This window comes from Tractidigestivibacter montrealensis, from assembly GCF_024741235.1.
Classification (GTDB): Bacteria; Actinomycetota; Coriobacteriia; order Coriobacteriales; family Atopobiaceae; genus Tractidigestivibacter; species Tractidigestivibacter montrealensis.
On sequence record NZ_JANSKA010000001.1, the window covers coordinates 35963 to 60952 of the forward strand.

The 24990-nt window shown below is 62.6% G+C and carries 19 protein-coding genes and 2 pseudogenes; 6 read left to right on the top strand and 15 right to left on the bottom strand.

The window, feature by feature from the left end; all coding sequences use genetic code 11:
- Positions 1 to 110: 110 nt before the first annotated feature.
- The 3 genes from NVS32_RS00130 to NVS32_RS00140 form a co-directional block, all read right to left on the bottom strand.
- Positions 111 to 1679, bottom strand: a complete 1569-nt coding sequence (locus NVS32_RS00130; RefSeq protein WP_258498161.1) for a DUF2142 domain-containing protein — start codon at positions 1677 to 1679, stop codon at positions 111 to 113.
- Positions 1680 to 1828: 149 nt separating this feature from the next.
- Positions 1829 to 3046: a tyrosine--tRNA ligase gene (gene tyrS / locus NVS32_RS00135; RefSeq protein WP_258498165.1), complete on the bottom strand. Its 1218-nt coding sequence runs from the start codon at positions 3044 to 3046 to the stop codon at positions 1829 to 1831.
- A 120-nt stretch (positions 3047 to 3166) separates the two neighbouring features.
- Positions 3167 to 4267 carry an acyltransferase gene (locus NVS32_RS00140; protein ID WP_258498167.1) on the bottom strand — a complete coding sequence of 367 codons (1101 nt, stop codon included), beginning with the start codon at positions 4265 to 4267 and terminating at the stop codon, positions 3167 to 3169.
- Positions 4268 to 4444: 177 nt separating this feature from the next.
- Here NVS32_RS00140 and NVS32_RS00145 point away from each other — a divergent pair, with 177 nt between their 5' ends.
- Positions 4445 to 6448 (top strand): DUF6541 family protein, encoded by a 2004-nt coding sequence (locus NVS32_RS00145; RefSeq protein WP_258498168.1) that lies wholly within the window; start codon positions 4445 to 4447, stop codon positions 6446 to 6448.
- A gap of 150 nt (positions 6449 to 6598) precedes the next feature.
- On the top strand, positions 6599 to 8863 hold the full coding sequence (locus NVS32_RS00150) for a transglycosylase domain-containing protein (RefSeq protein ID WP_258498170.1): 2265 nt from the start codon (positions 6599 to 6601) through the stop codon (positions 8861 to 8863).
- Positions 8864 to 9004: 141 nt separating this feature from the next.
- Here NVS32_RS00150 and NVS32_RS00155 read toward each other — a convergent pair whose 3' ends face one another.
- Entirely contained in the window at positions 9005 to 9442 is a 438-nt protein-coding gene (locus NVS32_RS00155; protein WP_032110218.1) for an arginine repressor, read from the bottom strand.
- Between the two features lie 371 nt (positions 9443 to 9813).
- On the opposite strand from NVS32_RS00155, the gene NVS32_RS00160 reads away from it, so the two are divergent.
- On the top strand, positions 9814 to 10911 hold the full coding sequence (locus tag NVS32_RS00160) for a hypothetical protein (RefSeq protein ID WP_258498172.1): 1098 nt from the start codon (positions 9814 to 9816) through the stop codon (positions 10909 to 10911).
- Between the two features lie 59 nt (positions 10912 to 10970).
- Here NVS32_RS00160 and NVS32_RS00165 read toward each other — a convergent pair whose 3' ends face one another.
- Together NVS32_RS00165 and NVS32_RS00170 are read right to left on the bottom strand one after the other, a co-directional pair.
- Positions 10971 to 11891 (bottom strand): proline iminopeptidase-family hydrolase, encoded by a 921-nt coding sequence (locus NVS32_RS00165; protein WP_258498173.1) that lies wholly within the window; start codon positions 11889 to 11891, stop codon positions 10971 to 10973.
- 78 nt (positions 11892 to 11969) lie between these two features.
- Complete coding sequence (locus NVS32_RS00170) at positions 11970 to 12953, bottom strand: undecaprenyl-diphosphate phosphatase (RefSeq protein WP_258498174.1); 984 nt, start codon at positions 12951 to 12953, stop codon at positions 11970 to 11972.
- A 712-nt stretch (positions 12954 to 13665) separates the two neighbouring features.
- Between NVS32_RS00170 and NVS32_RS10955 the strand changes: the two are divergent.
- The 3 genes and pseudogenes from NVS32_RS10955 to murB form a co-directional block, all read left to right on the top strand.
- Positions 13666 to 14142: pseudogene (locus NVS32_RS10955) on the top strand (transposase); the annotation flags it as partial.
- On the top strand, positions 14031 to 14828 hold the full coding sequence (locus tag NVS32_RS00175) for a transposase (RefSeq protein ID WP_258498175.1): 798 nt from the start codon (positions 14031 to 14033) through the stop codon (positions 14826 to 14828). The pseudogene NVS32_RS10955 and the gene NVS32_RS00175, both read left to right, overlap by 112 nt.
- Positions 14829 to 15425: 597 nt before the next feature.
- Positions 15426 to 16049, top strand: a pseudogene (gene murB, locus NVS32_RS00180) (UDP-N-acetylmuramate dehydrogenase); the annotation flags it as partial.
- 49 nt (positions 16050 to 16098) lie between these two features.
- On the opposite strand, the gene NVS32_RS00185 reads toward murB, so the two are convergent.
- The 9 genes from NVS32_RS00185 to NVS32_RS00225 all read right to left on the bottom strand — a co-directional run bounded on the left by NVS32_RS00185 (position 16099) and on the right by NVS32_RS00225 (position 24572).
- Positions 16099 to 17232, bottom strand: coding sequence for an alpha/beta hydrolase (locus tag NVS32_RS00185; RefSeq protein WP_258498177.1), 1134 nt, complete (start codon positions 17230 to 17232; stop codon positions 16099 to 16101).
- Entirely contained in the window at positions 17229 to 17870 is a 642-nt protein-coding gene (gene ttdB / locus NVS32_RS00190; RefSeq protein ID WP_258498178.1) for a L(+)-tartrate dehydratase subunit beta, read from the bottom strand. Before ttdB ends, NVS32_RS00185 begins: the two co-directional genes overlap by 4 nt.
- A complete protein-coding gene (ttdA, locus tag NVS32_RS00195) occupies positions 17870 to 18769 on the bottom strand; it encodes a L(+)-tartrate dehydratase subunit alpha (protein WP_258498181.1) in 900 nt (299 codons plus the stop codon). Before ttdA ends, ttdB begins: the two co-directional genes overlap by 1 nt.
- Positions 18770 to 18791: 22 nt before the next feature.
- Positions 18792 to 19604 (bottom strand): PTS system mannose/fructose/sorbose family transporter subunit IID, encoded by an 813-nt coding sequence (locus NVS32_RS00200; protein WP_258498183.1) that lies wholly within the window; start codon positions 19602 to 19604, stop codon positions 18792 to 18794.
- A gap of 59 nt (positions 19605 to 19663) precedes the next feature.
- Entirely contained in the window at positions 19664 to 20434 is a 771-nt protein-coding gene (locus NVS32_RS00205) for a PTS mannose/fructose/sorbose/N-acetylgalactosamine transporter subunit IIC (RefSeq protein WP_258498184.1), read from the bottom strand.
- A 33-nt stretch (positions 20435 to 20467) separates the two neighbouring features.
- The gene (locus NVS32_RS00210; RefSeq protein WP_258498185.1) at positions 20468 to 20932 is read right to left on the bottom strand and encodes a PTS sugar transporter subunit IIB; all 465 of its coding nucleotides are present in this window, start codon (positions 20930 to 20932) and stop codon (positions 20468 to 20470) included.
- 59 nt (positions 20933 to 20991) lie between these two features.
- On the bottom strand, positions 20992 to 21399 hold the full coding sequence (locus NVS32_RS00215) for a PTS sugar transporter subunit IIA (protein WP_258498191.1): 408 nt from the start codon (positions 21397 to 21399) through the stop codon (positions 20992 to 20994).
- A gap of 221 nt (positions 21400 to 21620) precedes the next feature.
- Positions 21621 to 23270, bottom strand: coding sequence for a transcriptional regulator (locus tag NVS32_RS00220; protein ID WP_258498198.1), 1650 nt, complete (start codon positions 23268 to 23270; stop codon positions 21621 to 21623).
- Positions 23271 to 23384: 114 nt separating this feature from the next.
- Positions 23385 to 24572 (bottom strand): NAD(P)-dependent malic enzyme, encoded by a 1188-nt coding sequence (locus NVS32_RS00225; RefSeq protein WP_258498199.1) that lies wholly within the window; start codon positions 24570 to 24572, stop codon positions 23385 to 23387.
- Between the last annotated feature and the right edge of the window lie 418 nt (positions 24573 to 24990).

Here is a 24990-nt window from a genome sequence, read left to right on the forward strand (position 1 = left end):
GCAGTGCAATCATAGAAACATGCACCCCCCTGCGCAGTGGCAGGCGCAGATATTCAGATATTCTCTGAGCCAAGGCTTGCGCCGAGACGCACGAATGTGTCGAATGCGACTTATGCAACTCCAAAGGTAACGAGCAGCGCCGCCACGAGCAGCGCGCAGGACCCCACCACGGCGATAGGCGCAAGCCAGCGAAGCTTTTTGCCTGGGTCCCTGCGAGCAACTGCGGCAAAGTCGAGAAGCAGCATCCCCGCCGGGGGAAGAAGCGCCAGCAGGTAGCGTACCTGGACCCCCTCCGCCAAAGGCGCCCCCACGGCAGTAAAGGACACGTACAGACCCGTGATGGCAAGCCCCCACCCGCACGCCAGACCCAGCGTCGCAAGTGCCTTAACCAGCGGGCGAGCAAGCACAAGGTCATCTTGCGTGCGGTCCAAGACGCACACGACAAGAACCAGACCCAAAAGCAGCCCATTGATTGCCGAGCTCTGGGGGACAGACGGAGCAACAACGTACGGCGCCGAGAACGCCAACGGTTCGAAAGCCACCAGGCGATCAGGGGCGAGGACGTGCCCCGTGGTAGCCAGCATCACCCCAACGTAGCGGATGGGGTCCGCCAAGATGAAGCCAACCTGATTGCCCTGCGAGACGTCGGCAGACCCCTGCGGATCTCCGCCTCCGGGCGCAACGAGGAAGCGAATCCCAAACGAGGCGAGCAGCGCCGCTGCTGCAAGCACCACCAGCGCACGGTACAACGCGCTGTCGCGCCGGGACGAGAACCGCTTCGCGGGAAGCACGAGAAGCACCACAAGCAGGGGGAAGTACACTGCGCGCACAAGCGCCCCCAGGACAAAGGAAACAAGAGGAGCGCAGGCATCATGAAGGGTGAGCTCGCACTCCCCTTTCTGGCAGTTGCCCACAAACGCCGCAAAGGCATACGCTATGAGCGATACCGACCAGGTGTCATAGGTATAACTAGCAGAGAGAATCACCAGCGTTGGGAAAAGCGAGAAGACCCCCAACGCCAGCTTTCCGCTTTTCATGCGGCGCATGGCAAGAAACATTGTCAGCGAGTAGAACAGCACACCCGCAATGCGGCCCATGAGGTAGCGACCGTCAAACCCCAGGTGCAGTAGCCTGCCCGCCCAAAGCCCCACGGCATTGGGGATGTTTCCCACGTGAGAGGCGGAAATCCACGTGTCACCGGTGAACGCGCTGGTCCCCTCGCAGACAACGAGGGCATCGTTCTCCTCGGCGTCCTCAAGGGTGTCGTAGACAACTTCGCGCGCGGCGGCATCGTTCTTTGTGGGAAAGACGTTTTGTCCCTCGATTGCTTGGGACCACACGAAAGCGTTGCTCGATGCCATGAGGGCGTCGGCGCCCGTGTACTGCGCGTCAACAACGTACGAAATCGCGTTTGCGTAATCGAAGTGCGTGAAGCCGTCCCATGAGGACGAGGCGTATGCAGGAAGCAGAAAGGCGCACAGGATGCCCGAACAGAGAGACATTGCGAGGAAGACGTACTCGGGCGACCGCCAGAGCAGCATGCGGGGTGTTACGTGCCTGGAGTCCGCATCTTCGCCTGATGGCAGCTGCCTTCTCCGCTCGTGCTCCTCGCGCAGCTCAGCGAGGCGCCTGCGCGCCCAGGACACAAGCGGTAGCGCCAGTACAAAGAACACGAGCATGCGCGTGGGACGCCATTCAGCGAGGACAAAGGGGCTCGAGGCCGGCGCTCCAATAAGGGTGCCGACCTCGAGGAGTACACATACAAGAAGGGACCAAAGCCCCGTGATGGCCCACCACACGCAGCGATTGCTGCGAGAGTTTGGTTTCATTACGCCAGCTTAGCCCAGCGCTTCTTGCCGATCTGCAACACGGTGCCCGCCGAGAAGAGCGCAGGGTCCACGTTGTAGCACTTGGGCTCCACGGCCTTGCCGTCGATCTTGACGCCGCCGCCGTCGATGAGACGACGGGCCTCGCCCGTGCCGCTGGCGATCTTGACGTCCACCAGGAGCTTGGCCAGGTAGACCTTGCCCTCGTCGTTCACCTGGACCGTGGAGAGAGGGAACTCCGCGATGTCCTCGGGGACCTCGCCCTTCTTGAACGTGGCGTCGAAGGCCGCCTGGGCGGCGTCGCCCGCACCAACGCCATGGTAGAGGTCGCAGATGTTGCGGGCGAGCTCGCGCTTGAGGGCATACGGATCGGCCGTGCCGTCCTTGAACTGGGCATCGATAGCGTCGATCTGGTCCACGGGAAGCGTTGAGCACAGGCGGAAGTAGAGCGGCACAAGCTCGTCGGTGATGGACATGATCTTGCCGTACATGTCGTCCGCCGGATCGGTGAGGCCAACGTAGTTCTTGTAGGACTTGGACATCTTCTTCACGCCGTCGGTGCCCACGAGCAGCGGCACGGTAAGCGCCACCTGCGGCTCCATGCCCATGGCGCGCATGAGGTCCCGGCCGGCAAGGAGGTTGAAGATCTGGTCGTTGCCGCCCATCTCGACGTCCGCCTTCACCACAACGGAGTCGTATGCCTGAAGCACGGGGTAGATGAACTCGTGCAGGGCAATGGACTGGCCGTTGGTGTAGCGGTTGTGGAAGTCCTCGCGCTCGAGAATGCGTGCCACGTTGAACTGGCTCATGAGCTTGAGCATCTTGGAGAGGTCAAGGGGCTTCAGCCAGTCGCCGTTATGCACGATGGTGGTCTTCTCGGGATCAAGCACCTTCATGGCCTGCGCCACGTAGGTCTTGGCGTTGGCCTCGACCTGCTCCTCGGTGAGGGGCGGGCGGGTGGAGTCGCGGCCAGACGGGTCGCCGATAAGCGCGGTGCCGTTGCCGATGATGAGCGTGACCTTGTGGCCCAGGTCCTGGAACTGGCGCATCTTGCGCAGGGGGACGGCGTGGCCAAGGTGAAGGTCGGGGCTGGTGGGATCGACGCCCAGCTTGACGTTGAGCGGCACCCCGCGCTCAAGCTTCTTGCGAAGCTCGTCCATGGGCACAATCTGCATGGTGCCCGACGTGATGACCTTCAGCTGTTCTTCGACTGGCAGCAAAGCTCTGTCCTCCGTGTGTGTTCGCGTGTCTTCGCGGACCGCACCTGCGGCCGCGCACGCACAAGGATAGCGCAGGTTGGCGCCTCTCGCCCGCCGCAGGAAACAGCCCGTCAAAGCACCTTACCGCGCGAAGGCCGTCTCTCTCGCACGGCGCTTGGCGGTCCGCTTAGCCGCCGCATACGCAACGCTCGGAACGCCAACAAGCACAAACACGATAACCGCCTCGTAGAGCGGATGCCGCACAAAGCGGCCGCTCAGATCGGGCGTGACGTTCACCCCAAGCCAGTTGATGACGGGTATGTGGAACAGGTACACGTACAAGGATGCTGAGGAGAGCGCGGTGAGAACGCTCTTCGCGCGCTTGCCCAGCGCCCTAAGGCGCGGCTCCAGAATGCGGACCACGCAGAACAGACCAGCCGCATACGCGGCGGCAAGCGGGAAGAATGCGTTTACGGGAAACGAGTCATACTGTGTGGACGCAACGTTCACGGCATGCCCAATTGCGTACATGAGCACCGGGGAAGCAACCATTGCGACAACCGCCGCCGCGCGGACCGCCGGGGTGTCTGGCACATATTCGCGCAGGTAGTAGCCAAAAAGAAAGTAGAAGACAGCCGTGCTCGTGAGAAGCGGCCACCCCTGCATGGCGCTCACGTCCTCCGGCATCACAAGATGCGCCCAGGTGAGCGTTGGCACCACAAAGGCGAGAAGGAACCCGCCAGCCAGAAGCCCGCGCAGAAGGCGAGGCCTGTCTGCCGCAAGCGAGAGGAGCGGCGTCACGCAGTAGACCCCGATGATCGCGTAGAAGAACCAGTACACGTTGTTAATCGTGTTGCCGAGAAACCCATGGACGAATTCCCCAAGGGAGAAGTCCTTCACAACGTCTCGCGCACCCCAGAAGGAGTCTGGGAAGAGGCCATATGCAAGGTAGCAGGCAACGCTTCCCACGAGAAGGGCCACGCCCACTCTAAGGACTCGCTTGCGGAAGAACTCATACGTCGAGTAGCGGCTGCGGTACTCCATAAGATTTGCCCCGCTCAGCATCATGAACACGGGAACGGCGAAAATGAATGCCGCCTGCTGTGCAAGCGCAAGCTCCCACTCGCTTCCGCGACCTTTGCCGAAGACGGTAAGCGAACAGTGCAGTGCCACAACAGCAAAGCACGACAAGACATTGAGAACGTCCTCGAAGTACAGACGCATATGAGTGGATGCAGACAATGTGGGCCCTTCAACAGAATTCAAGCATGTTGTCACAGAATAGCCAAAAGCGCAGGGTCTTTGTGATGTTGCCGGCACCGAACGAACACAACCCCCTACGAAAAGCACGATTGTGGCACCAACAGTGGTAGCGTACAAACGGCATCAACCAGCTGTCGCTTTGTGAGGTTAGGTTTCATGCTCATCGCTGTTCTCGTCATGCTTCTTATGCTTTTTGTGCCCGGATCCCTCGCGTTTGTCGCCGCGGGAATCCCCACGTGTGCCTCTCTCGCCCTGTCCCCCATCGTCGTGACGGCATGGCTGGGAGTTGCAGGGGTTGTATATGCGCTCGTAGGAATTCCAGCGAACCCCCTGACCGTGCTTGTGCCCCTGACCGTTGCCTGCCTACTTGCGGCTATTCTTTTCACGCGCCGGAACAATAAGCGGGCAGAACTTGGCAAGGGGCTTACCCTGCGAGTCGCCCTGCTCTACATTGCCGTGGGAGCCGCCGTATGCCTATTCGTCTTTGTCTCTCGAGGCACTGCAACAGGTAGCTTTATCCAACAGTGGGATAACGACACTCATCTGAGTATCATCCGAGCGTTTGCCGATTCCCAGACCATGTCATCGCTCCGCGTAAGCCCCTACCTTACCGCAGCAGACGCCGTCGCCAACCCCTTTGGCGGGCCGGACGACATTTTCAGCTTCTACCCAGCAGTCTTCCACGGGCTTTGTGCACTCGTAGTCCTCTGGGCGGGGGTCTCTGCCCCAATGGCTATCAACGCCTCCATCATCGTGACAGGCTCTATCGTATTTCCCCTTGCCATGGCGCTCTGCATCTCCGAGGTCTTCCGGGACGATAAAGCAGCACTGCTTTCCGGGGCAGTACTGTGCTGCCTCTTCCCTGCTATGCCCTATGCGTTGGTCGTCTTTGGGCCCCTCTATCCCAACCTCTTTGCCTTCGCGCTGCTGCCCCTGGGCGTAGCGTTGGTTTTTGGGCTTATGCATGGCGAGAGGGGAAGGCGTGCGTTCTACGCAGGCGCCCTCCTCGTCACCGTTGTCGCCCTTGCACTTGTGCATCCCAACGCGGACTTCTCGCTTGGCGTGCTTACCGTGCCTTCCATTGCGGTACACGTATTTCGCACGCAGTGCCACCACGACGCCTCTTTCGCACGCGCCTGGGCAATGGCCGCAGGAGTACTAGTGGCGGCAATCGCGGCCTGGGTTGCCCTTTATAACGCACCGTTCCTTCAGGGTGTCATCAGCAATTACTGGGGCACTTACGAAAGCCTCCCCGAAGCCATCCGCAACCAGGCATTTCTGATTACCAGCAGTCATCTCTACGGACCAAAAGAGGGCCAGCCGCTCCTCTTTGCCCTTGCTGCTATTGGAGTAATAACCGACATCATAAGGCATCACCGCCCTGGTCTTGTGGCGTCGTACATAATGCTCCAAGTCATGAGCATTGTCGCAAGTTCCGTAGAGGGACCTGTCAGACAGTTCATGACCGGTTTCTGGTACACAGACTCCAACCGAATTGCCGCGTTTCTGGTCATCCCCGCGATTATTTTCGCCGCGGAGGGTGTCTCAGGAATCTACTGCTTTGCCAAGACGCAAATGAGGAAATCGCCCAAGTGGCCGCCAGTCAACAAGACCGCCGCAGTCCCCGCATTTATCGTGATTGTCCTTGTTTCAGTCGAAGCATTTGTCCCCGTCCATTACTATGGCGCTCTCAATTATGCGCGCGACGAAATAGATGGCGCTTATGGCCACTGGAACCCTCTTAACAACGAGACAATTCGCAACGACCTGAAAGACATTAAAGAAATCGTGGGGAATGACACCGTTGCAAACTCTACCTATGATAAAAGCCTGTATCTCTACGGGACCAACGACATCCGAGTGCTGTACAGGACTAACGACGAAATGGTCAACGCGCAAGGACCCCTGGACACAGATGGCGCGCAAATCGTGCGCACTTGCCTCGACCAAATAGCATCCAACGGGAGCGTCCGCGCGGAGGTCGAGCGCCGGGGCATACGTTGGGTGCTCCAGATGGATGTTACGGGAAGAACCCAGCAGTCCAACGCCTACTATCACTCGGAAGACTGGGCTGGCATCGAGTCCATAGACGAAAACACCCCGGGCTTCCAGCTTGTCTACAAAGACAATAACATTCGGCTGTACCGCGTGGTCGGGTAGACTATCGGAGACGCACTGCCTCCGTTTCAAGCCCGCCGGACGACACATGCTGGCCAACTCCTTCATAGGTTGTGTGCACGCAGAACGGACACAAGCTCACAAGGCCCATTCCCTATAATGAATTTGATTGTGTCCACACGAGGAGGTTCCATGGGCATCAGAACCCGCAGGGCTCGCAAGCACGCAAGTACGCACGCCGTCGGCTTTAGCATCGCCGGCGTGTTTGGCTTTATAGCGCTCTTTGCATTGGCGCTCGCCCTTTCCCTGGGCGCCGTGGTCGACTCCTGGCTCCAGGACCTGCCCGACTACGAGTCGGCAGACGCCTACCTCGTGGCAGAGCCCACGATCGTCTACGCTGCCGACGGCACCGAAATTGCGGAGTACTACCTCCAGAACCGTCGCTCCGTCACGCTGGACGACATCTCGGACTACGTGAGGAAGGGCACGGTCGACGTCGAGGACGAGCGCTTCTACCAGCACAACGGCGTTGACCCCCAGGGCATCCTGCGCGCCATCGCGAGCCAGCTCAGCGGCCGTTCCGAGGGCGCCTCCACCATCACCCAGCAGCTGGTGAGGAACACGGTCCTCTCGTCCGAGCAGTTCGACCTGACCCTCAAGCGCAAGGTGCGTGAGGCCTACATCGCCATCCAGATGGAGAAGACGTACTCCAAGGACCAGATCCTCAACATGTACCTCAACACCATCTACTACGGCGAGGGCGCCTACGGCATCGAGGCCGCAAGCGTCACGTACTTCAACAAGCACGCGAGCGAGCTCACCCTGGCCGAGGCAGCAACGCTTGTGGGCATCCCCAACTCGCCCTCCTACTACGACCCGTTCGTGAACCCCGACGCCTGCGTCGAGCGCCGCAACAAGGTCCTGGGCAACATGCTCGAGATGGGCGACATCACGCAGGACGAGTACAACGAGGCCACCACCGAGGAGCTCACCCTCAACCCCGGCTCGCTCCAGGACGAGACGACCGGCTCATACCCCTACTTCACCGACTACGTGAAGACGCTCCTCCAGAACGACTTCGACAACGACACCATCCTCAAGGGCGGCCTGCGCGTCTACACCACCCTCGAGCCCGACAAGCAGAACGCCGCCGACGAGGCGGTGAACAGCCTGGTCTCCAGCTCTGGCAACGACGAGCTCTCTGCGGCGCTTGTCTCCATTGACAACACCAACGGGCACATCGTGGCAATGGTGGGCGGCACCAACTACGGATACGACCAGAGCAAGGGCCAAAGCTCCATTAACCTCGCGATAAGCCAGCGACAGGCAGGCTCCAGCTTCAAGCCGTTCATGCTCATGGCCGCCATGGTCGATGGCATGAACCCCTCCGTCATTCTCAACTGCAACTCGCCCATGCAGATCACGTCCACCTGGACGCCCCACAACTACGAGAACGCGCAGTACGGCTACGTGTCGCTCGCGCGCGCGACCGAGCTCTCCTCCAACACCGCATACGCGCAGGTCGTGATGGCGGTTGGCGTTGACAAGCTCATCGAGACCGCACATCTCATGGGCATCGACTCGGACCTCTCGTCCGTCCCCTCGCTGGTGCTCGGCTCCTCGGGCGTCACCCCGCTCGAGATGTGCGAGGCATACAGCGTCTTTGCCACCAACGGCGTCCACCGCGACGCAATCGCCATCACCAAGATCGAGGACCGCAACGGCAACACGGTCTACGAGCACGAGGACGATCCCGAGCAGGTCATCGACGAGGGCGTGGCCCAGGATGCGCGAGAGGTCCTCGAGGGCGTCGTGGACGCGGGCTACACCACGAGCTACGTGCATCGCTACTTCACTGCCAACCAGCCCGCAGGCGGCAAGACCGGTACCTCGGACAAGGCCGACAACCTCTGGTTCTGCGGCTTCACCCCGCAGCTCACCACAACGGTCTGGTGCGGCAACCGCGACAACAACCAGGCCGCGCACTACAAGGGAGCGCTCGCCTCGACGCCCACCACGGCGCAGCCCATCTGGACGGACTACATGAACACCGTCCTCAAGGGCCTGGACCGCGAGGAGTTCCCCAAGTCCACCGAGACCGTGACCTACAAGGACAACAGCTCCTGGGACTTTGTGGGCACCCCCGCCTCCACCAACTCGAGCTCATCATGGAACACTGTCACCGACAGCACCACCACTACCCGCAATACCGAGAACACGACCAGCACCACCCCCACAGAGACGGAAGAGACCAACACCCACAGCACCGAGACCAACTCTGGCACCGGCGGTAACGGGGGCAACGGCGGAAATGGCGGAAATGGCGGAAACGGCGGGACAGGCGAGAACACCGGAACCAACACGGGCACCAATACCGGGACAAACACCGGGACCAACACGGGTGAGAATACCGGGACAAACACGGGCGCCAATACCGGAGGGGCCCCAGGCCAGTAGCGGGTCTAGGAGCACGCCTTCCACGCGCGGAACACAGAGAGGGGCCTCGGCAACACGCCGGGGCCCCTCTCTCTTTGCTTGCTGTCTGCGCGTCTCGCGCGTTTATACGATGTGCCGGTGCGGCGCTCGCTCGGCACCGCCCTACTTCGAGCTGCTCCCGAGCTTCTTCACAAGTGCCTGCAGGTCGGCGGCATGCTGGCCGTCAACGGCAACCACCAGCACCGTGTCGTTGCCGGCAACGGAGCCCAGCGCGTGCGAGAGCGCAGCGCCGTCGATTGCCGCGGCAACGCCCGAGGCAGTGCCCGGCTGGCACTTGATCACCACGAGGTTCTCGGCGCGAAGCACGTCCACCACAAACTCGGAGAGCATCCGCTGCAGGTGCAGGTCCTCGGAGAGCACGTAGATGCCCTCAGGAAGCTTGCGCAAGCCCATCTCTGTGATGTCTCTCGAGACCGTGGCCTGCGTGCATGAGAAGCCCTGTGCCTGTAGCTCCTCCACAAGCGCGCGCTGGGTGCGAATGGACTTGTCGCGAATGATCTGCCTGATGGCTTCCTGCCTGTCGTTTCTCTGCTTAGCCACGTGACGCCTCTCAACTAACGGATCGAGCATTTGGTCCACCCATAAAAGGGTGAATACTTCCCTCGGATTATACGTATAAAAAGTGTGACAATTGAATGCGACGCGGCTTAGTCACGCAAGCACCATACCAATACGCAGGTGCGCTCTTTTCCTTCCAACGCCCAATGCAGCGCCGCTTGAGGCCGTGTTATAGAGCATTGGCACCGCTGAGGGGACTCCCGCGCGTCCAAAACGCAACACTGTCTTATAGTGCATGCAAGATAGGTGGGGTTTGCCACGCAGGGCAAACTTGCTCACATGTCATTCGTTAAGTTGCATCGACCTTAGTGCGCATGCGCATCCTTGCGCGCGCACTACGCAAGGAGGGGGTCATGGAGTACTCCGACGGCAGATCCCAGAGGTCCCAGCGAAGCGCTGACAGCCTCCACAGCTCTCGCCCACGCGACGGAGAGCCCCTGTCACGACAGGGAAGCGGCTCCCGACGCGCCCATCACGGCAGGTCCGGCCGCCCTCGCCAGCAGAGGTCGCTGGTTTCTGGACCGCGCGGAAGGGGCAAGCAGCGCGGCTACGAGCTTCGCAACCGCAGCATCGGCTTTGCAAGCGCAGGACGCGGCAAGCGTTCAGGCGGCCCTGACGCTCGCATGGTTGCAGCGCTGGTCCTAGGCATCGTTGCCGTGGTGCTTCTCGTCTTTGCCATCTCGAGCTGTGTGTCGAACAACGCCGCCCAGGAGAAGCAGGAAGAGGAGAAGCCCCGCGTTGCCACGGGCATCTCGGACGGCCTCTCGCAGGAGCTTACCGCGCGGCTTGACCAGGACGACCAGATGGCCCAGATTGCGAGCAACGCGGACCAGTACCCCGATGAGCGCCTGGTTGAGCTGGCACTCAGCGAGCCTGATGCCGTCTCGCTTGTCGCCGGCTACCTTGAGTCTGACAAAACGGCGCAGGCCTACGGCGAGGAGGCCTCGGTTGGCAGCTACCCGCAGCTCTTCGACTGGGACTCCCGTTGGGGGACGGTGGACTACGCCGGCAGCGCGCTTGCGGTTACGGGCTCAGGCCCCACGGTGATGGCCATGGCGACGATCGGCCTCACCGGCTCGACCGACAACACGCCCGCGACCATCGCGGAGCTGGCCGAGAAAGACGGCCTTGCCACCGGCGACACCAGCCTGAGCGGAGACTTCTTCACCACCGAGGCAAACGCTCTGGGCGTGGTCTACCACACCTACGACACCTCGGCTGACAACATCTCGGCGGTGGTAACGTCCGGAACCGTGGTTGCCATGGAGGTCAAGGCCGACAGCCTCACCCCCTATGACCACTGGATCCTGGTGGTCGAGAAGGGCTCCGACGGCACCTTCACCGTTCATGACCCCACTTCAAGCGACGTCACCTCCAGAACCTGGGACGCAGAGACGCTCGCCAGCGCGTCCACGGGAACGTTCTACGCGCTCACAAAGATGGCGTCGTAGCTGGGGCAACTTGGGCTGCGGCCGGAGCTGCGGGCGCTGCGGCGCGGGGCGCTCATGCGCTACTCGTGCTCCTCGAGGAAGCGCTCAACCACGGCGTTGTAGCGCTCGGGCTGCTCGCCATGCACCCAGTGCGTGCCGTCGGGAAAGAGCTCCCAGCGTGCGCCGGGGATGCCGTCTGCCACCTGCTTGGCCACGAGCGGCGTGCACTCGTCCGCCGCGCCCGAGGTCACGAGCGTGGGGACGTCAATCGTGGGCAGCTGGTCCACCACGCTCCAGTGCGAGAGCGCGCCCGTGACCACAAACTCGCTCATGCCCTGCATGAAGTGGTAGCACTCGTCGCCCACCTGGTCCGGCTCGGGACTGTGGAGGTTAGCGGGCCTCTCGTCCTCCGGAACCTTGGAGACGTGGCGACGGTAATACTCGGCCGTTGCCGCACGTACCTCGGGACGGCTGTAGTCACCGTCGACGTCTGCCTGTGCGAGGGCCTCGTCCATCTCGCGCGGCAGGTAGTGGCGAAGGCGTATGGCCTCGTGGAGCCACAAGTCCATGCTCGCGGGCGAGCTGGCCACCACCATTGAGGCAAGACCCTCGTGGCCGTGCTCGTGCCAGGGCTCACCGATGGCGTACATCATGCCCAGCATGCCGCCCCAGCTCTGGCCCAGGATATGCAGGCGGTCCCAGCCAAAGGTCGCGGCAAGATAGGCGCGTACGCAGGCCAGCTCGTCGAGGAAGAGCGAGCAGCCCCAGCGTTCCGGCATGGGCGGCGTCTTGGAGCGGCCGCACGAAATCTGGTCGTAGTAGACGACGGCGCGACCGTACTTCTCGGCGATGCCGTCAAGGGACTGCAGGTAGTAGTGGGCGGCACCAGGCCCTCCGTGCAGGACGAGCAGGGGCAGCCTCCCCGGCTGGCACTCCCCCGCCACCCGGTAGTAGGTCTGGTAGCCCGCAAAGGGGATGTAGCCCTCGCACTCCCTGAGCATGACGCTCGCTCCTCTCGGACGCTCGTTTTTCTCGCCTGCCGGCGGTTGAAGCGCCGGCTTTGGCGCCTGTGCCAGCCTCTAGGCCACCGCCAGCGCAAAGTACGCGATAACGGCAACGCCCAGCACGATGCGGTACCAGCCGAAGGGCTTGAAGTCGTGCTTCTTCACGAAGCCCATGAGGAAGCGAATGGCCGCAAGCGAGACCACAAAGGCCACGATGCAACCCGTGATGAGGATTGCCGCCTCGGGGCCGGAGAAGGCGTTGCCCTTGAGGAAGTACTTCACCAGGCGCAGGCCCGAGGCGCCCACCATGACGGGAATTGCCAGGTAGAACGTGAACTGCGCGACCACGGTGCGCGAGCAGCCCAGGATGAGGCCGCCGATGATGGTGGAGCCGGAGCGCGAGGTGCCGGGGACGATGGAGAGCACCTGGAAGAGGCCAATGCCCAGGGCCGTCTTCCAGTCGAGGTCGTCGATGTCCTGGATGCGGGCGTCCGCGTCTGCCACCTGCGAGACCGTGAGCTCCTGCTGCGGCTGGGACGCGCCGTTGTCGGAACCGGAGAAGTGGCGCGGGCGGTACGCACCGGTCGCGCTTGTCGCAACGGTGGAGTCTGCGGCGGGCTCGGCCATCAAGCGCTGTGCGCGGCTCTCGCGGACGGTCTCAATCACGATGAAGGCAATGCCGTAGAAGATGAGTGCGGCGGCGATCACGAAGGGGCTGCCAAGGTGGTCCTCGATCCAGTCGTCAAGAGGAAGGCCAACCACGGCCGCAGGGACGCAGGCGACGATGGTCTTTGCCCAGAGCGTCCAGGTGGAGCGTCGCTCGCCGGCAGACTTGGTGCGCGAGAAGGGATTGAGCTCGTGGAAGAAGGCGACGAGGACGGCGATGATGGCGCCGAGCTGGATCACCACGAGGAACATGTCCCAGAAGTCCTTCGAGACGCTGAGCGGCATGAACTGCTCGAGAAGGAGCATGTGCCCCGTGGACGAGACGGGCAGCCACTCGGTAATGCCCTCGACCACGCCATAGACCGCTGCCTTGAGTAGCTCGAGAAGATCCACAGTTCCCCCTCCTTGCGCCGCCAGGCGGCGACTGCGCGCTTGCTTGCGTTTGTTGCGTTTAGGTCAATGATGAAGGGGGCACACGGGGCGTGACGCGCAGGCGTCGCGCTTTCAGCGAAAAACTACGTGAGACAAAGGGACAGTCCCTTTGTCTCATTCTGCGGCGGGCAGCTCGTCTGGGCCTTGGAGCTCAGGCTCGGCGCCCGGGGCTGCGACCGTGTCCTGCTCGTCTTCGCGCACGCCGGCCTTGAGCAGCGTCGGGACGCCCCAGGCAAGGAATCCCGCGAGCAGCACGATTGCCGCAGCAATGAGAAGCGTTACGAGAATGGAGTGCCTGGGCTGCTCGTCGGGCTTGTCGTCTCTGGTGTCCGTGTGTGCCCCTTCCTTCTCGCCGGCATTGCCAACCTAGCCATTCTACCCCGACTCCCTGGAGATTCGTATGCGGGTTGATTCACTCGGGCAGCGAGCGCAGCGAGGGCGGAACGCGCGCTTGCAGGTTGGTCCCAGAGTCCGCGCGGTTCGGACTCGCGGTGTTCCGGAGATGACGCGCCTTCTCGCCGTTTAGGCCGGCCTAGACGATATGCCCCGCATCCATGTGGCAGACATGAACGAAGGGCCCCCATCCTGTCTCCTCGCGGGCTCGGCTCGTGTACGCTGGTTGCACCATACAAACCGCGGCGAGCCTACCGCACACAGGGAAAGCGGCCCTCTGATGGGACAGTATACCCTCGACTCGCGCCACGCGGGCGTCGTCGCCCTCGACCAGCACGCGCGCTCGGTGGCGCTCTGCGGCATCCGCCTCGACACCGCCGAGGTCCGCTCGACGAGGCTCGTCGGGTGCCCCTCGGCAAGTGACATCTCCGGGTGGGCGCTCGCCTGGGTCGGGGCGCCCGTCCGCTTCGTCTACGAGTCCGGCCCCTGCGGCTTCCAGCTGGCGCGCGACCTCAGGGGCGCCGGCCTCGACTGCGACGTGATCGCCGTGTCGAGCATCCCGAGGAGCGCCTCCGACAGGGCCTTCAAGGACGACCGCCGCGACGCCAGGGCGCTGCTCGAGGCGGTCGTCGCCCCATCGAGCAGGTGCAGGGCCGTCTACGTCCCCTCGGAGGAGGCCGAGGCCGCCCGCGACATGGTCCGCGCCCACCAGGACGCCTCCGCGGCCACCAGGCGCCTCAAGCAGCAGCTCTCGGCGATGCTCCTGAGGCACGGGCACGTCTGGGACGAGCGCACGGCCTCGGGGCCCTCAGGAAGACCTGGACGAGAGACTACGTCGCCTGGGTCGGGTCCATCGAGCTCCCCGAGCGCGACGAGAGGGAGGCGCTCGGGTTCTACCTTGCATCGACCCTGGACTGGATCGGGAGGACGGGGGAGCTCAGGCGCCGGTGCCTCGAGATCGCCGGCCGCGACAGGTTCCGGCCCTACGTTGACGCGCTCTGCCGCCTCAAGGGCGTCGACGAGATGTGCGCGCTCGCCTTCGTGGCCACCGTCGACGACTTCTCGCGCTTCCGGAACGGCAGGAGCGTCAGGTCCTACTTCGGCCTCGTCCCCTCGCGCCACGACTCGGGGGAGCGCACGGGCAGGAGCGGCGGCATCACGAAGGCGGGCGACGCCACCGTACGCAGGGCGGTCGTCGAGGGCCTCTCGTCGCTCGCCAACCACCGGGACGCCAGGAAGGCGGTGCCCGGGGAGGGCCACGGGGCCTCCGCCGCCGTGGAGGCGGAGGCGGTGAGGTGCAACGAGCGCAACCAGAGGCGCTTCGGCGACCTCGTCGCGCGCGGGAAGGGCGCCAACGTCGCCAAGGTTGCGGTGGCCTCGGAGGTCGTCTCCGAGATGTGGGCCCTGGGGCGCATGGTCGACCGCGAGCTGGGACGCGCGTAGGGCCCGCGGACGTATGACCATCCGCAGGCACCCATGCCGGTCCGGAGGCGTCGGGGAGGCTCGCGAGGACGATTTGCACACCGCCTTGCGCAGCGCGTGCGTGACTAGACTCAAAGAAGGAGAGCGACCACCCCCACTGCCGAATCACGCGAAGTGTGGGCCGGCCCCGCCGGTGTCCACGAATCTGAAAGTGCCGCGACGCCCGCGTCCGCCGGCTACTTCAGCGGAGACCTCTCCGATTGGCATGGCGCCTGCCGATGCAGCCCGGCCCAGGGTCGACGGATCCGGGGCTGGGCGAGCCTTGCCCTTGACAGGGGTGCGGGGCATATGAAACGTTCAGAATCCGCGGAATCCCAGCCATCCCGCCGAATCACGCCGTTTAGGCTGGTCTAAACGTCCGGGATCCGCGGCGCGAATCGCCGGAAGGCCCCGGATGACGCAAAACGTGTCAGAGACGCGTCTCCAGCGACGAAAAGTCGCCGGAAGAGGCCGTATGACGCAGCTAAAGCGTGCCAAACAAGCCCCTCCGGCGACCGAGACCACCCGGACCCCAGAAGGAGGTTGCCGGACGCTGCAGAATACGGTGCGCTTCTCTGAGACGTGGCCGTGGCGGCCGCCGCGGCCGAGCTCACGGGCATGGAGCCGCTCTCGGGCATCCCGGGGTCGGTCGGCGGCGCGTGCTACATGAACGCCGGCACCTACGGCTCCTCGATGGCCGACGTCCTCAAGTCCGTGCGTGTCTACAAGCCCTCCCGCCCAGTCGAGGACGGCGGCATCTGCGGCAGTGGCGCGATCATCGATTTCGATGTGGACGAGCTCAACCTCGGCTATCGCAAGAGCCGCATCGCGGACGACGGGTTTATCGTGCTCTCCGCCACCTTCCGCCTGGCACCGGGCAACGCGGCCATGATCCGCGCCGACATGGACGGCTACCGTGAGCGCCGCGAGGAGAAGCAGCCGCTCGAGATGCCGAGCGCCGGCTCCACGTTCAAACGCCCCGAGGGCCACTTCGTCGGCAAGCTCATCATGGACGCGGGGCTCCGCGGCTATGCGTGCGGCGGCGCGCAGGTGAGCGAGAAGCACTGCGGCTTCGTCGTCAACGCCGACCACGCCACCGCCGCCGACGACGACGAGCTCATCCGCCACATCCAAGCCGAGGTAAAGCAACAGTTCGATGTGGACCTCGAGCCCGAAGTCCACCGCGTGAGAGAATTTATGTAATCAAAAAACGCTCGGCGAGCGCGAAGCCTGCCGAGCATTTTGCCCGTGGTTACTGGTTTTGCGCACACGCAGCCAAATCCGCGGCAATCGTGCAGCACAGCTCCAGAGACTGAGGATAGTCCTGAAACTTGTCAAGAAACCCGTGATCGATACCCTTGTATTCGATCAACTCGACGGGAACCCCCAGACGCGCGAACCGGCGCGCCATATACTCGTCGACGATCCGCAGATAATCGTAGTCGGCGACCGCGACAACAACGGTCGGAAACTCAGCGAGCACGCTATCGTCGGCGCAAGCCGCCGAGGCCAACGGGTCGGAAACGTCCGCACCCTGAAAGTACAAATCGACCGGCGTGCCCAAGCGATGCTCGCGACAACGCTTGATGTTCAGGATACGCGGGACGACCAGCTCGCGCTCGTCCTCACACATATCGTAGAGGTCAAGCGACCAGGGGTAATCGTCTTGTTCCTGCGCCGCGCGCCAGTCGAACGAGGGATACACCTCGAACACGTGATGCACCAGTCGTGCCGAGCGGTCGCCGGCAGCGTTCTCAATGTCCAACATGACGCAGGCGTTGGCAAGCGATCCACCGGCTGAATCACCAGAAAGCACGATACGCTCCGGATCTATCTCGAGCTCCTCAGCGTGTTCGCGCACCCACAGCAGGGTTCCCCACGCATCGCGGACCGGACCGGGAAAGGGGCACTCGGGCGCCAGGCGATACTCGGGGTACACAACCGTGCAGCCTGAGCGCTCGGCGATAGCGCGCATCTGAGGTTCCTGCCAGGCAAACCCGCCCATCGTAAATCCGCCACCATGAAAATGGATCAGAACCGGACGACCCGCAGCAAAGCTCTTGGGGCGGACAACGAACACATCGATGCGATGGTCGCCATCGATCTCGACCAGCCGCTCCTCGACCGTCGATGCGTCACCGTAGAGCCCGGCATCGAACACCGGCGGCTTGCGCGTGCAACGCAGACTGAACGCACCGCCCTTTGTGCCAGCGGCCTTCTTGGCCGCAAGCCGCGACTCGATGCGCTTCTTCACACGCGGATCGAGCGCATGCTCACGTAAGGCATCCGGAACAGGCTTCACGGTGATGGTAACACCGTCCTCGACAGACGAATACGAAGCAGCCTCGATTGTATCTGCCAGCTCATTCAACTCGTGAAGCATCATTTGATAAAGCTCACCTGCTCGTCGATTACCTGCAGGGCCTCGTCCTTACGCTCGTTGAAAAGCACCTTGTTACGCTCGAAGACATTATCGCCCTGAGCATCGATGGAGACGATCAGGGGACCGAAGCCGTGGACTTTGCAGCACCAGAGCGTCTCAGGCATGCCGAGCTCTTCCCAATGGTGCTCGGCGATGTACTCCACCTCCGTGGCGGCGACCACGGCACACCCGGCTGGGAACACGCAGTGGATGGCGCCGAACTCCCGACAGGCACGCTCGGTGTTGGGACCCATGCCGCCCTTGCCCACGAGCACGCGAACGCCCGTCTGCTTCACGAACTCATACTCGAACTTCTCCATGCGCATGGAGGTGGTCGGTCCGACCGAAACCATCTCGTAGTCGGGCTCACCAGGTGCCGCGTCCTCGATGGGGCGCACGATGGGGCCCGCATGGAAGATGGCCTTGTCGCGGATGTCATAGGGCAGATCGCGACCATATTCCACGAGGCGGCGGTGGGCCACGTCGCGACACGTCATCAAATCGCCATCGAGATAGATGACGTCTCCGACCTTGATATCGGCTAGATCCTCCGCGCTCACCGGCGTCACCAGGACCTTCTTGCCGTCACGGATCTCTACCATTACAGCTCTACCCCCGAATGGGTCGTCACGGTCGCATTGAGGTCGGCATCGAAGATTACATGGCCGCGACGATGGTTCCAGCAGCCCACGTTGACCGCCACGCCGATGGCGGACGGATGCCTTGCGGTGTTCTCGATGTTCACACCCATGACCGAAAGGGCGCCGCCCAGACCCTGCGGCCCCAGACCGATCTTGTTGATGCCATCCTCGAGCAGCTGCTCCATCTTGGCGGCACGCTCGTTATCGTTATGCGAACCGATGGGTCGCATCAGTGCCTTTTTGGACAGCAGCGCGGCGGTCTCCACGCTCGTGGCCACACCCACGCCCACCAGCAGCGGAGGGCAGGCGTTGAGGCCGTAGCTCGTCATGCGATCCAGCACGAACTTGGCGACGCCCTCATAGCCGTCGCCGGGCATGAGCACCATGGCGTGCCCGGGCAGCGTGCAGCCGCCACCGGCCATGTAGACGTAGATCTCGCAGCCGTCCCAGTCGGACACGATATCCCAGAACACCGTCGGCGTTCCCTTGCCCACGTTGCGCTTGGTATTGACCTCGTCGAAGGTCTCCACCGAGTTATGGCGTAACGGCGTGGCAAAGGTCGCCTGGACCGTGGCTTCCTTGAGCAGCGCCTCGAGGTCCCCCATGAGCGGGAACCCGGTGCCGCATTTCACCCAATACTGCAGCACACCGGTGTCCTGACAGCTCGGACGGTCAAGCTTCTCCGCAAGCTGCATGTTGCGGTGCATCGTCTCGTAGATGGATTTCGCGAGCGGGTCGGTCTCGGCAGCAGCCATCTGCGTGATCTTTTCCTGCACGTCATCGGGCAGGACCTTTGCGACATGGCCCACGAACGAGGCCATCTTATCCGTCATCAGACGGACTTGATCCTCATGGCTCATCTCTGTATTCCCTCCTTACCGGCTAGGCGGTGAGCAACCCGCACCAAGCGGCGGCGATGCTCAGCACGACGATGACCAGAAGAAGCGTGTTGACCTTCGCGCCCTTGCCCAGAGCTTTGGACAGGGCGAACGTCACCGCCAACGGCAGCATCTTGGGCATGATGCCATCGAGCACGCTATTGAGGTCGATGGCGCCGTCACCGCTGCCGATCGTCCAACCGAGTTTTACGGTCACCATCGAGGCGACCATGCCGCCGATAACGATCAGGCCGATCATGGCCGCACCCTGGAACACCTTCTGCATGATGCCGGACTTCTCGGCCTTAGCCAGGAAATCGGTGCCCATCTTGTAGCCCCAGTGAATGCCGAACCAGCGCACCAGGTAGTTGGGGATGTTGAACGCCAGTAAGAACACGAGCGGCGCGAAGATGTTGCCGGCGAGCGCCAGCGACGCCGCGATGCCGCCCGCAAGGGGACGGATGGTGCCCCAGAACAGCGAGTCGCCGATACCGGACAGCGGACCCATGAGCGATGCCTTGACGGCATTGATCGAGTTGGTGTCGAAGCCATCCTCGTTGGCGTTGCGCTCCTCCATGGCAGCCGTGATGCCCAGGACGAGCGGGGCCATGGCAGGCGTCACGTTGAAGAACTCGCCGTGGCGCTTGAGCGCCTCAGCCCGATCCTCCTTGGCGGGATAGAGCTTCTTGATAACGGGGGCGAGGGAGTGGCACAGTCCCATGCTCATCTGGCGCTCGTAGTTAAACGAGCCATCGAAGTTGAGCGAGCGGAAGAACATGCTGCGCAGCTCTTTCTCGGTAATCTTGTTCTCAGTCATCTTATGGCCTCCTTGCCATATGGCTGCGATCCGGCGCTGCGGCCGGTACGGGTCGCGGCCTAGAAATCCTCTTCGTCATCGGTTGCCACGGCGGGCTGCGCCTGGGTGCCGTTGCTGCGCAGGATCAGCAAGGTGACGACCCCGCCCAGCAGGGCCAGACCCAAGACCGGGATGTTCAGGTATGCCGAAAGCAGGAAGCCGACAGCGAACCAGGGAGCGACCTTGTCGTTGATGAGCATATTGGCGAGCATGGCAAAACCGAGCGCGGGGAGGATGCCGGCGGCGATGGAGATGCCGTCCATGATGAACTGGGGAACGGCGGCGATCAGGGCCTCGATGACGGGGCTTCCCACATAGAACGAGATGGCGCAGGCGAGCGTCATGACGATCACGTAGAGCCAGTAACCAAGGTCGTGCATAAGCGACACACCGTCGACATTGCCCTCGGCGGCGAACTTATCGGCCGTATGGAGCATGAACTGGGGACGGATGATCAGGTAGAACAGGTTTTTGATGAGCAGCGCGAGCGTGGCGATAGGAAGCGCCAGCGCCACGGCGACCTCCGCACCCGAACCCGAAGTGATGGCGAAGGCAGTGCCCAAGACGCCGCCCGCGGTGATCTCGGGCGGGATGGCAGCACCGATGGCCATGTTGCCCATGAACGCGAGCTCGAGCGTGCCGCCCACGGCAAGGCCGGTCTGGAAGTCACCGAGCGCGATGCCGACCAGCGGGCCCATGACCACCGGGCGCTGGAGCATCGATTTGCCGGTCACGTGGTCGCAGTAGCCGATGAAGGCGACAAGACCCACAAGGAACGTTTTCCAAAGCATAGGTTTTCCTCTCCCTCTATCTGCCGTCCGGCACTATGCCGAGAACGGGACCTTCTTGTCGCTGGGGACTCCCTGGATGTATACCTCGATGCCCTGATCCTGGGCATTCTTGAGCAGCGCAATGTCCTCGTCGGTGAGGTTGATGGACTTTGCGATCTGCTTGGTCTCGTCAGTGGGCTTGGTGCCGCCCAGGTCGATGGCGGCAATCTGTTCGACGGCGAGCGCCATGCGAGTCGCATCGGCCACGTTGGAGACAACAATCATCAGGTGATACTTGTCGGTCTTGCCCCCGTTGATCGCGGCGATTGAATCGTCGATGTTCTTGATGACGAGCTTAACGTCGTTGGGCTTCGACAGGCGCAGCGTCGTCTTGCGCAGCTCGTCGGAGGCGACATCGTCGTTGGCGACGAGGATGCAATCGGGCTTGAGCGCGGACGTCCAGGAGAAGATGACCTGACCATGGAGCAGACGATGGTCGACGCGGAACAGAACGATCATGATGATTCCTTTCGATCGGGCTCGGCCGCTGTTGTGCGCAACGACCGACGTTGCCTTGTCTAGAAGTCCTCCTCGGACTTCGATTCAACGGGTTTAATCTGAACGAGTTGCTCACGCGCCTCGGCGACGGTGGCGTCGATAAGCTGCTGCGTGGGCGTTGCGTTATCTATCATGAGTGTGAGCACGAGCGGCAGGTTCATGCCGGTGACGACGAACACGCCGGGCTCGTTAACGAACTGAGAGGCCTCGTTGTTGACACTTCCGCCCAAGACATCGGTCAAAATGACCAACTCGTCACCCTCCTCGAGTGAGTCGACCATCTGTTTGAGCTCCTGAGCGGGATCGGTGCAACCGTCCACGTAGGCACTGATCGTCATCAGGTGCTCTTGGGCCCCGACGACCATCTCGACCGAGCTCTTCATGCCTGCGGCCAGCCTTCCATGAGACGCAAGCACCACGTTTCTCATGCGGCATCCTCTTTTCCCTCGTGTATTGCCGTGGCCCCAGAGTACGGAAAGCCGCCATAAAGAAAGCCGCCCCCGCCGGCGTTTCGCCAAGCAGGGGCGACTTTCGCCACTCAGACTGCATCTCGACACATCCCGCCCCGCCGCTTCGACTCAAAGACCGCAGTTCGAGTCGACAGTCGCGATCCACGGGATACGAACCCGGTCTCCGTCCATGAAGACGTTCAGCCGGCCGCCTTCCCCCGCGCTGTCGGGGGAAGGGCCCCGTCCCCTTCCATCAGGGCAATATGCGCGATAATAACCAGCCGCGAAAGCGCATCGGCATCGATGCCCAACACACACTTGGTGCGCGCGACAACCTCCTCGGCGAGGCGCGCTGCACCCACATGGGCACACACGATCAACGTGGTTATGCCGTTGATCTCTGCCTTATTCTCGTTCTTCCAGCAGGGCAAGCTGTCATCGGGCCATAGCTGCTCATAGACCAGCTGCGCCATAACACGCGCCGTGGCGTACGATAGCGCGCTGCCGCGATGTTCGTTGATGCCCGTCACCGTCTCGCCGAGGAGGCGGGTGAAGGCATCGAGGCGCGGGCCGCGGGCGCCGTGTCCGGCAGCCAGGTTGTCCTCGAACGATTTGACGCTCGCGGCGATACGCCGCTCGAGCTCTGCGGCGTCAATCGCACCATCTTTAAACAGTCCGAATACCTCAAGCATCGGTCGATAGGCATCTACGGAGCGCGTGGAGACGTCGTGCCGAGCAGCCCTCGTCGTATCGACAAGCTCTCCGTCTCCCTCGGCCTGGACCGCCGTCACGCGGCTCAGCACGTTGGCCGGAAGCCTATAGGTCCTCACTATGATGTTCGACGCCCCGCCCCGCTCAAGATACGCCTCGGCGCAGGCATTAGTGATGCTGCGCCTGAGCTCAGAGATATTGTCATCGAAGTCCGCATTCGTCAGGCAGTTGAAGGCGCCGCGCGTGATCAGGACGTCCACGCTCATACGCCGCCCCTCGTCTTTGAGAAAATGGAGCGCGATCTCGCGTCGCTCCTCTGGTGTGCGCTCGCGCAGCGCGGGAAGCGGAACAATCACCGGTAGGCGATGCGAAAATTCGCGCGCCAGGTCGGAATCGGCAGGAACCGTCGTAGTGAAGACAAAGCGAAGCCCCCGGTCCTCGGAATCCTGGTTGGCGCGAGCCGCCAGGAGAGCATGCGTGAACAGGAACTCACGCTGCGGGCGAGGCAGCAAATCGATGTACTTGAACAGCAGGATGCCGCCTCGAGCACGATCGCTCCAGCCCGAGTGCCCCTCCTCGCCAAAGTACTCGCGCCCGATATCCCATGTGCTTACGGGACAGCGGGAGCAATCGACCGTGACGATCTCTCCGTCTTGTGCAACGAGACCCGCGCCTTTACCGTATTCGAGCATCAGCTTGACCATGAACGTCTTGCCCGTACCCAATGCACCCATGATCAGCACTGGCAGACCGCAGGGCGGGTACCCCATGGCGACGCGCATCTGCTCGATCGCCGAGGAAAGGCTTAAGGAGTGACCGATCGCGCGATCAAAGCCCTTCCCGGGCATCGTCCCGCGCATGCCGAGCAACTCATCCACGGTATCGAAGGCGGAGCGGTCGAGTCGTGCCTGCAGGTAGCGCTCGATATCGTGCCGGTGGAAGTAGCACACGGGCCTGATTCCCGCCTTCACCAGCAGGCCCCGACGCACCAGGTCGTTGAGGTACTGGCTCGCAAGGTTGCGGGAGATGCTCATGGCCCGGGCGATATCGACCGTGGTGAACCGCTCAATGCGCTCGGGATCGAACTCGCGCGTCACATGGTCCAGATAGGACAGAATGTCTTTTTGCGTCTCGGGCACGGTCGCGGTCGAATCCCCTTCCCCGCGGATACGGCTGATAACAACACCACTCTACTCTTTCAGCCGCCCGCCTCGATTGAGCATTTGCCAAAAGCGATAGGGCGAACGGTGCAGCTAATGCCCTTCCGCAGCGGAGTGACGGGCGACGCCAGTTGCCACCGCCGTGTCGGCCACGGCGGCTGCGACGCGCTCGACCACGCGTCTATCCAAGGCCGAAGGCACAATGTAGTTCGGCGCCAACCCGTCCTCGCGCGTCAACTCGATAAGCGCATGCGTCGCGGCCAAGAGCATCGCGTCGTTGATCTCGCGGGCGCGCACATCAAGCGCACCGCGAAAGATTCCAGGAAAAGCGAGGACGTTGTTGACCTGGTTATCGAAGTCCGAGCGCCCCGTCGCCGTAACGGCGGCACCGGCCGCCCGAGCCTCATCGGGCATGATCTCGGGCATCGGGTTCGCCAACGCGAACACGATCGGATTCGGCGCCATCAGGCGCACCATGTCGGCAGAGATGATCCCGCCCGCGGCCACGCCGATTACCGCGTCGGCGCCGCTCATCGCATAGGCAAGTTCACCCGATATATCACGCGGGTTAGTCTTGTCGACCGTGTCGGCAGTATCGGGCGTCACGATGTCGTCATCCCGCTCCACAATGCCATCCTTGTCGACCAGGGTGATCTGGGTCGCTCCCATCCCCAGCAAAAGTTGTGCCACGGCCATACCAGAGGCCCCCGCCCCCACGATCACGATACCGGCCGTGTCAAGATCGCGACCCGTCACCTCGCAGGCGTTTGCCATCGCCGCTGCCGCGACGACAGCAGTGCCATGCTGGTCGTCGTGGTAAACGGGAATCTCGAGCGTCTCCTTGAGCTTGCGTTCGATCTCGAAGCAGCGGGGAGCCGCGATGTCCTCCAGATGGATGGCACCGAAGCTGCCCTGCAGCAGTTGGATGGTGTGCACGATCTCGTCGACGTCCTTGCTACGGATGCACAGGGGAAACGCGTCGACATCGGCAAGTGTCTTGAGTAGCGCCGCCTTGCCCTCCATGACCGGCATACCCGCCTCGGGGCCGATATCGCCTAGACCGAGCACCGCACTGCCGTCCGTGACGACGGCCACCAAGTTGGCCCTTCGCGTATAGTCGAACGACAGGTCAACATCGCGCGCAATCTCCTTACAGGGAACGGCCACCCCCGGCGTGTAGACACGTGCGAGGTCCTCGGGACCCTCAATATCGACGCGGCTCGTCACCTCGATCTTTCCATGCCACGCTTTGTATTGATCCAGTACAGCTGCGTTTGTCACGGGCTCTCCAATCATCCGATCTGTCCCACGGACTTTATAGGGACAGGCAGAGACAAAAGCACCCGTCCGATGCTCTTCGCCACAAGCCCGTCCCTTTCGCCACAAGCCCGCACCGCACGACGGAACCGCCGCGATATCGACGCATGGCCGATGATGGAATGGCTCGCGGATTATCTCCGTGAAGCAGGACCGAAAACTGCGTCCCGTTCCAATTGCTTAAATAGCCAAGGTAAAGCAGCAGCTCGACGTAGACCTCGAACCCGAAGTCCACCGCGTAGGCGATTTCATCTAATACAAAAGAAGGCCCCAAATGGGGCCTTCACTCTATTTGTTTTAGCCACCCCCGCGCCGAAGAAGCGCCCAAACCCGAGTGGCCTGGACTGCCGGCGGGGCATTAAGTTGGTCGCGAGTTCCGCAC

Coding starts and splice junctions, on each gene's coding strand:
- NVS32_RS00130 (WP_258498161.1), bottom strand. CDS start 1,679: ATGCTCGTGTTCTTTGTACTGGCGCTACCGCTTGTGTCCTGGGCGCGC.
- NVS32_RS00145 (WP_258498168.1), top strand. CDS start 4,445: ATGCTCATCGCTGTTCTCGTCATGCTTCTTATGCTTTTTGTGCCCGGA.
- NVS32_RS00150 (WP_258498170.1), top strand. CDS start 6,599: ATGGGCATCAGAACCCGCAGGGCTCGCAAGCACGCAAGTACGCACGCC.
- NVS32_RS00160 (WP_258498172.1), top strand. CDS start 9,814: ATGGAGTACTCCGACGGCAGATCCCAGAGGTCCCAGCGAAGCGCTGAC.
- NVS32_RS00165 (WP_258498173.1), bottom strand. CDS start 11,891: ATGCTCAGGGAGTGCGAGGGCTACATCCCCTTTGCGGGCTACCAGACC.
- NVS32_RS00185 (WP_258498177.1), bottom strand. CDS start 17,232: ATGATGCTTCACGAGTTGAATGAGCTGGCAGATACAATCGAGGCTGCT.
- ttdB (WP_258498178.1), bottom strand. CDS start 17,870: ATGGTAGAGATCCGTGACGGCAAGAAGGTCCTGGTGACGCCGGTGAGC.
- ttdA (WP_258498181.1), bottom strand. CDS start 18,769: ATGAGCCATGAGGATCAAGTCCGTCTGATGACGGATAAGATGGCCTCG.
- NVS32_RS00200 (WP_258498183.1), bottom strand. CDS start 19,604: ATGACTGAGAACAAGATTACCGAGAAAGAGCTGCGCAGCATGTTCTTC.
- NVS32_RS00205 (WP_258498184.1), bottom strand. CDS start 20,434: ATGCTTTGGAAAACGTTCCTTGTGGGTCTTGTCGCCTTCATCGGCTAC.
- NVS32_RS00210 (WP_258498185.1), bottom strand. CDS start 20,932: ATGATCGTTCTGTTCCGCGTCGACCATCGTCTGCTCCATGGTCAGGTC.
- NVS32_RS00215 (WP_258498191.1), bottom strand. CDS start 21,399: ATGAGAAACGTGGTGCTTGCGTCTCATGGAAGGCTGGCCGCAGGCATG.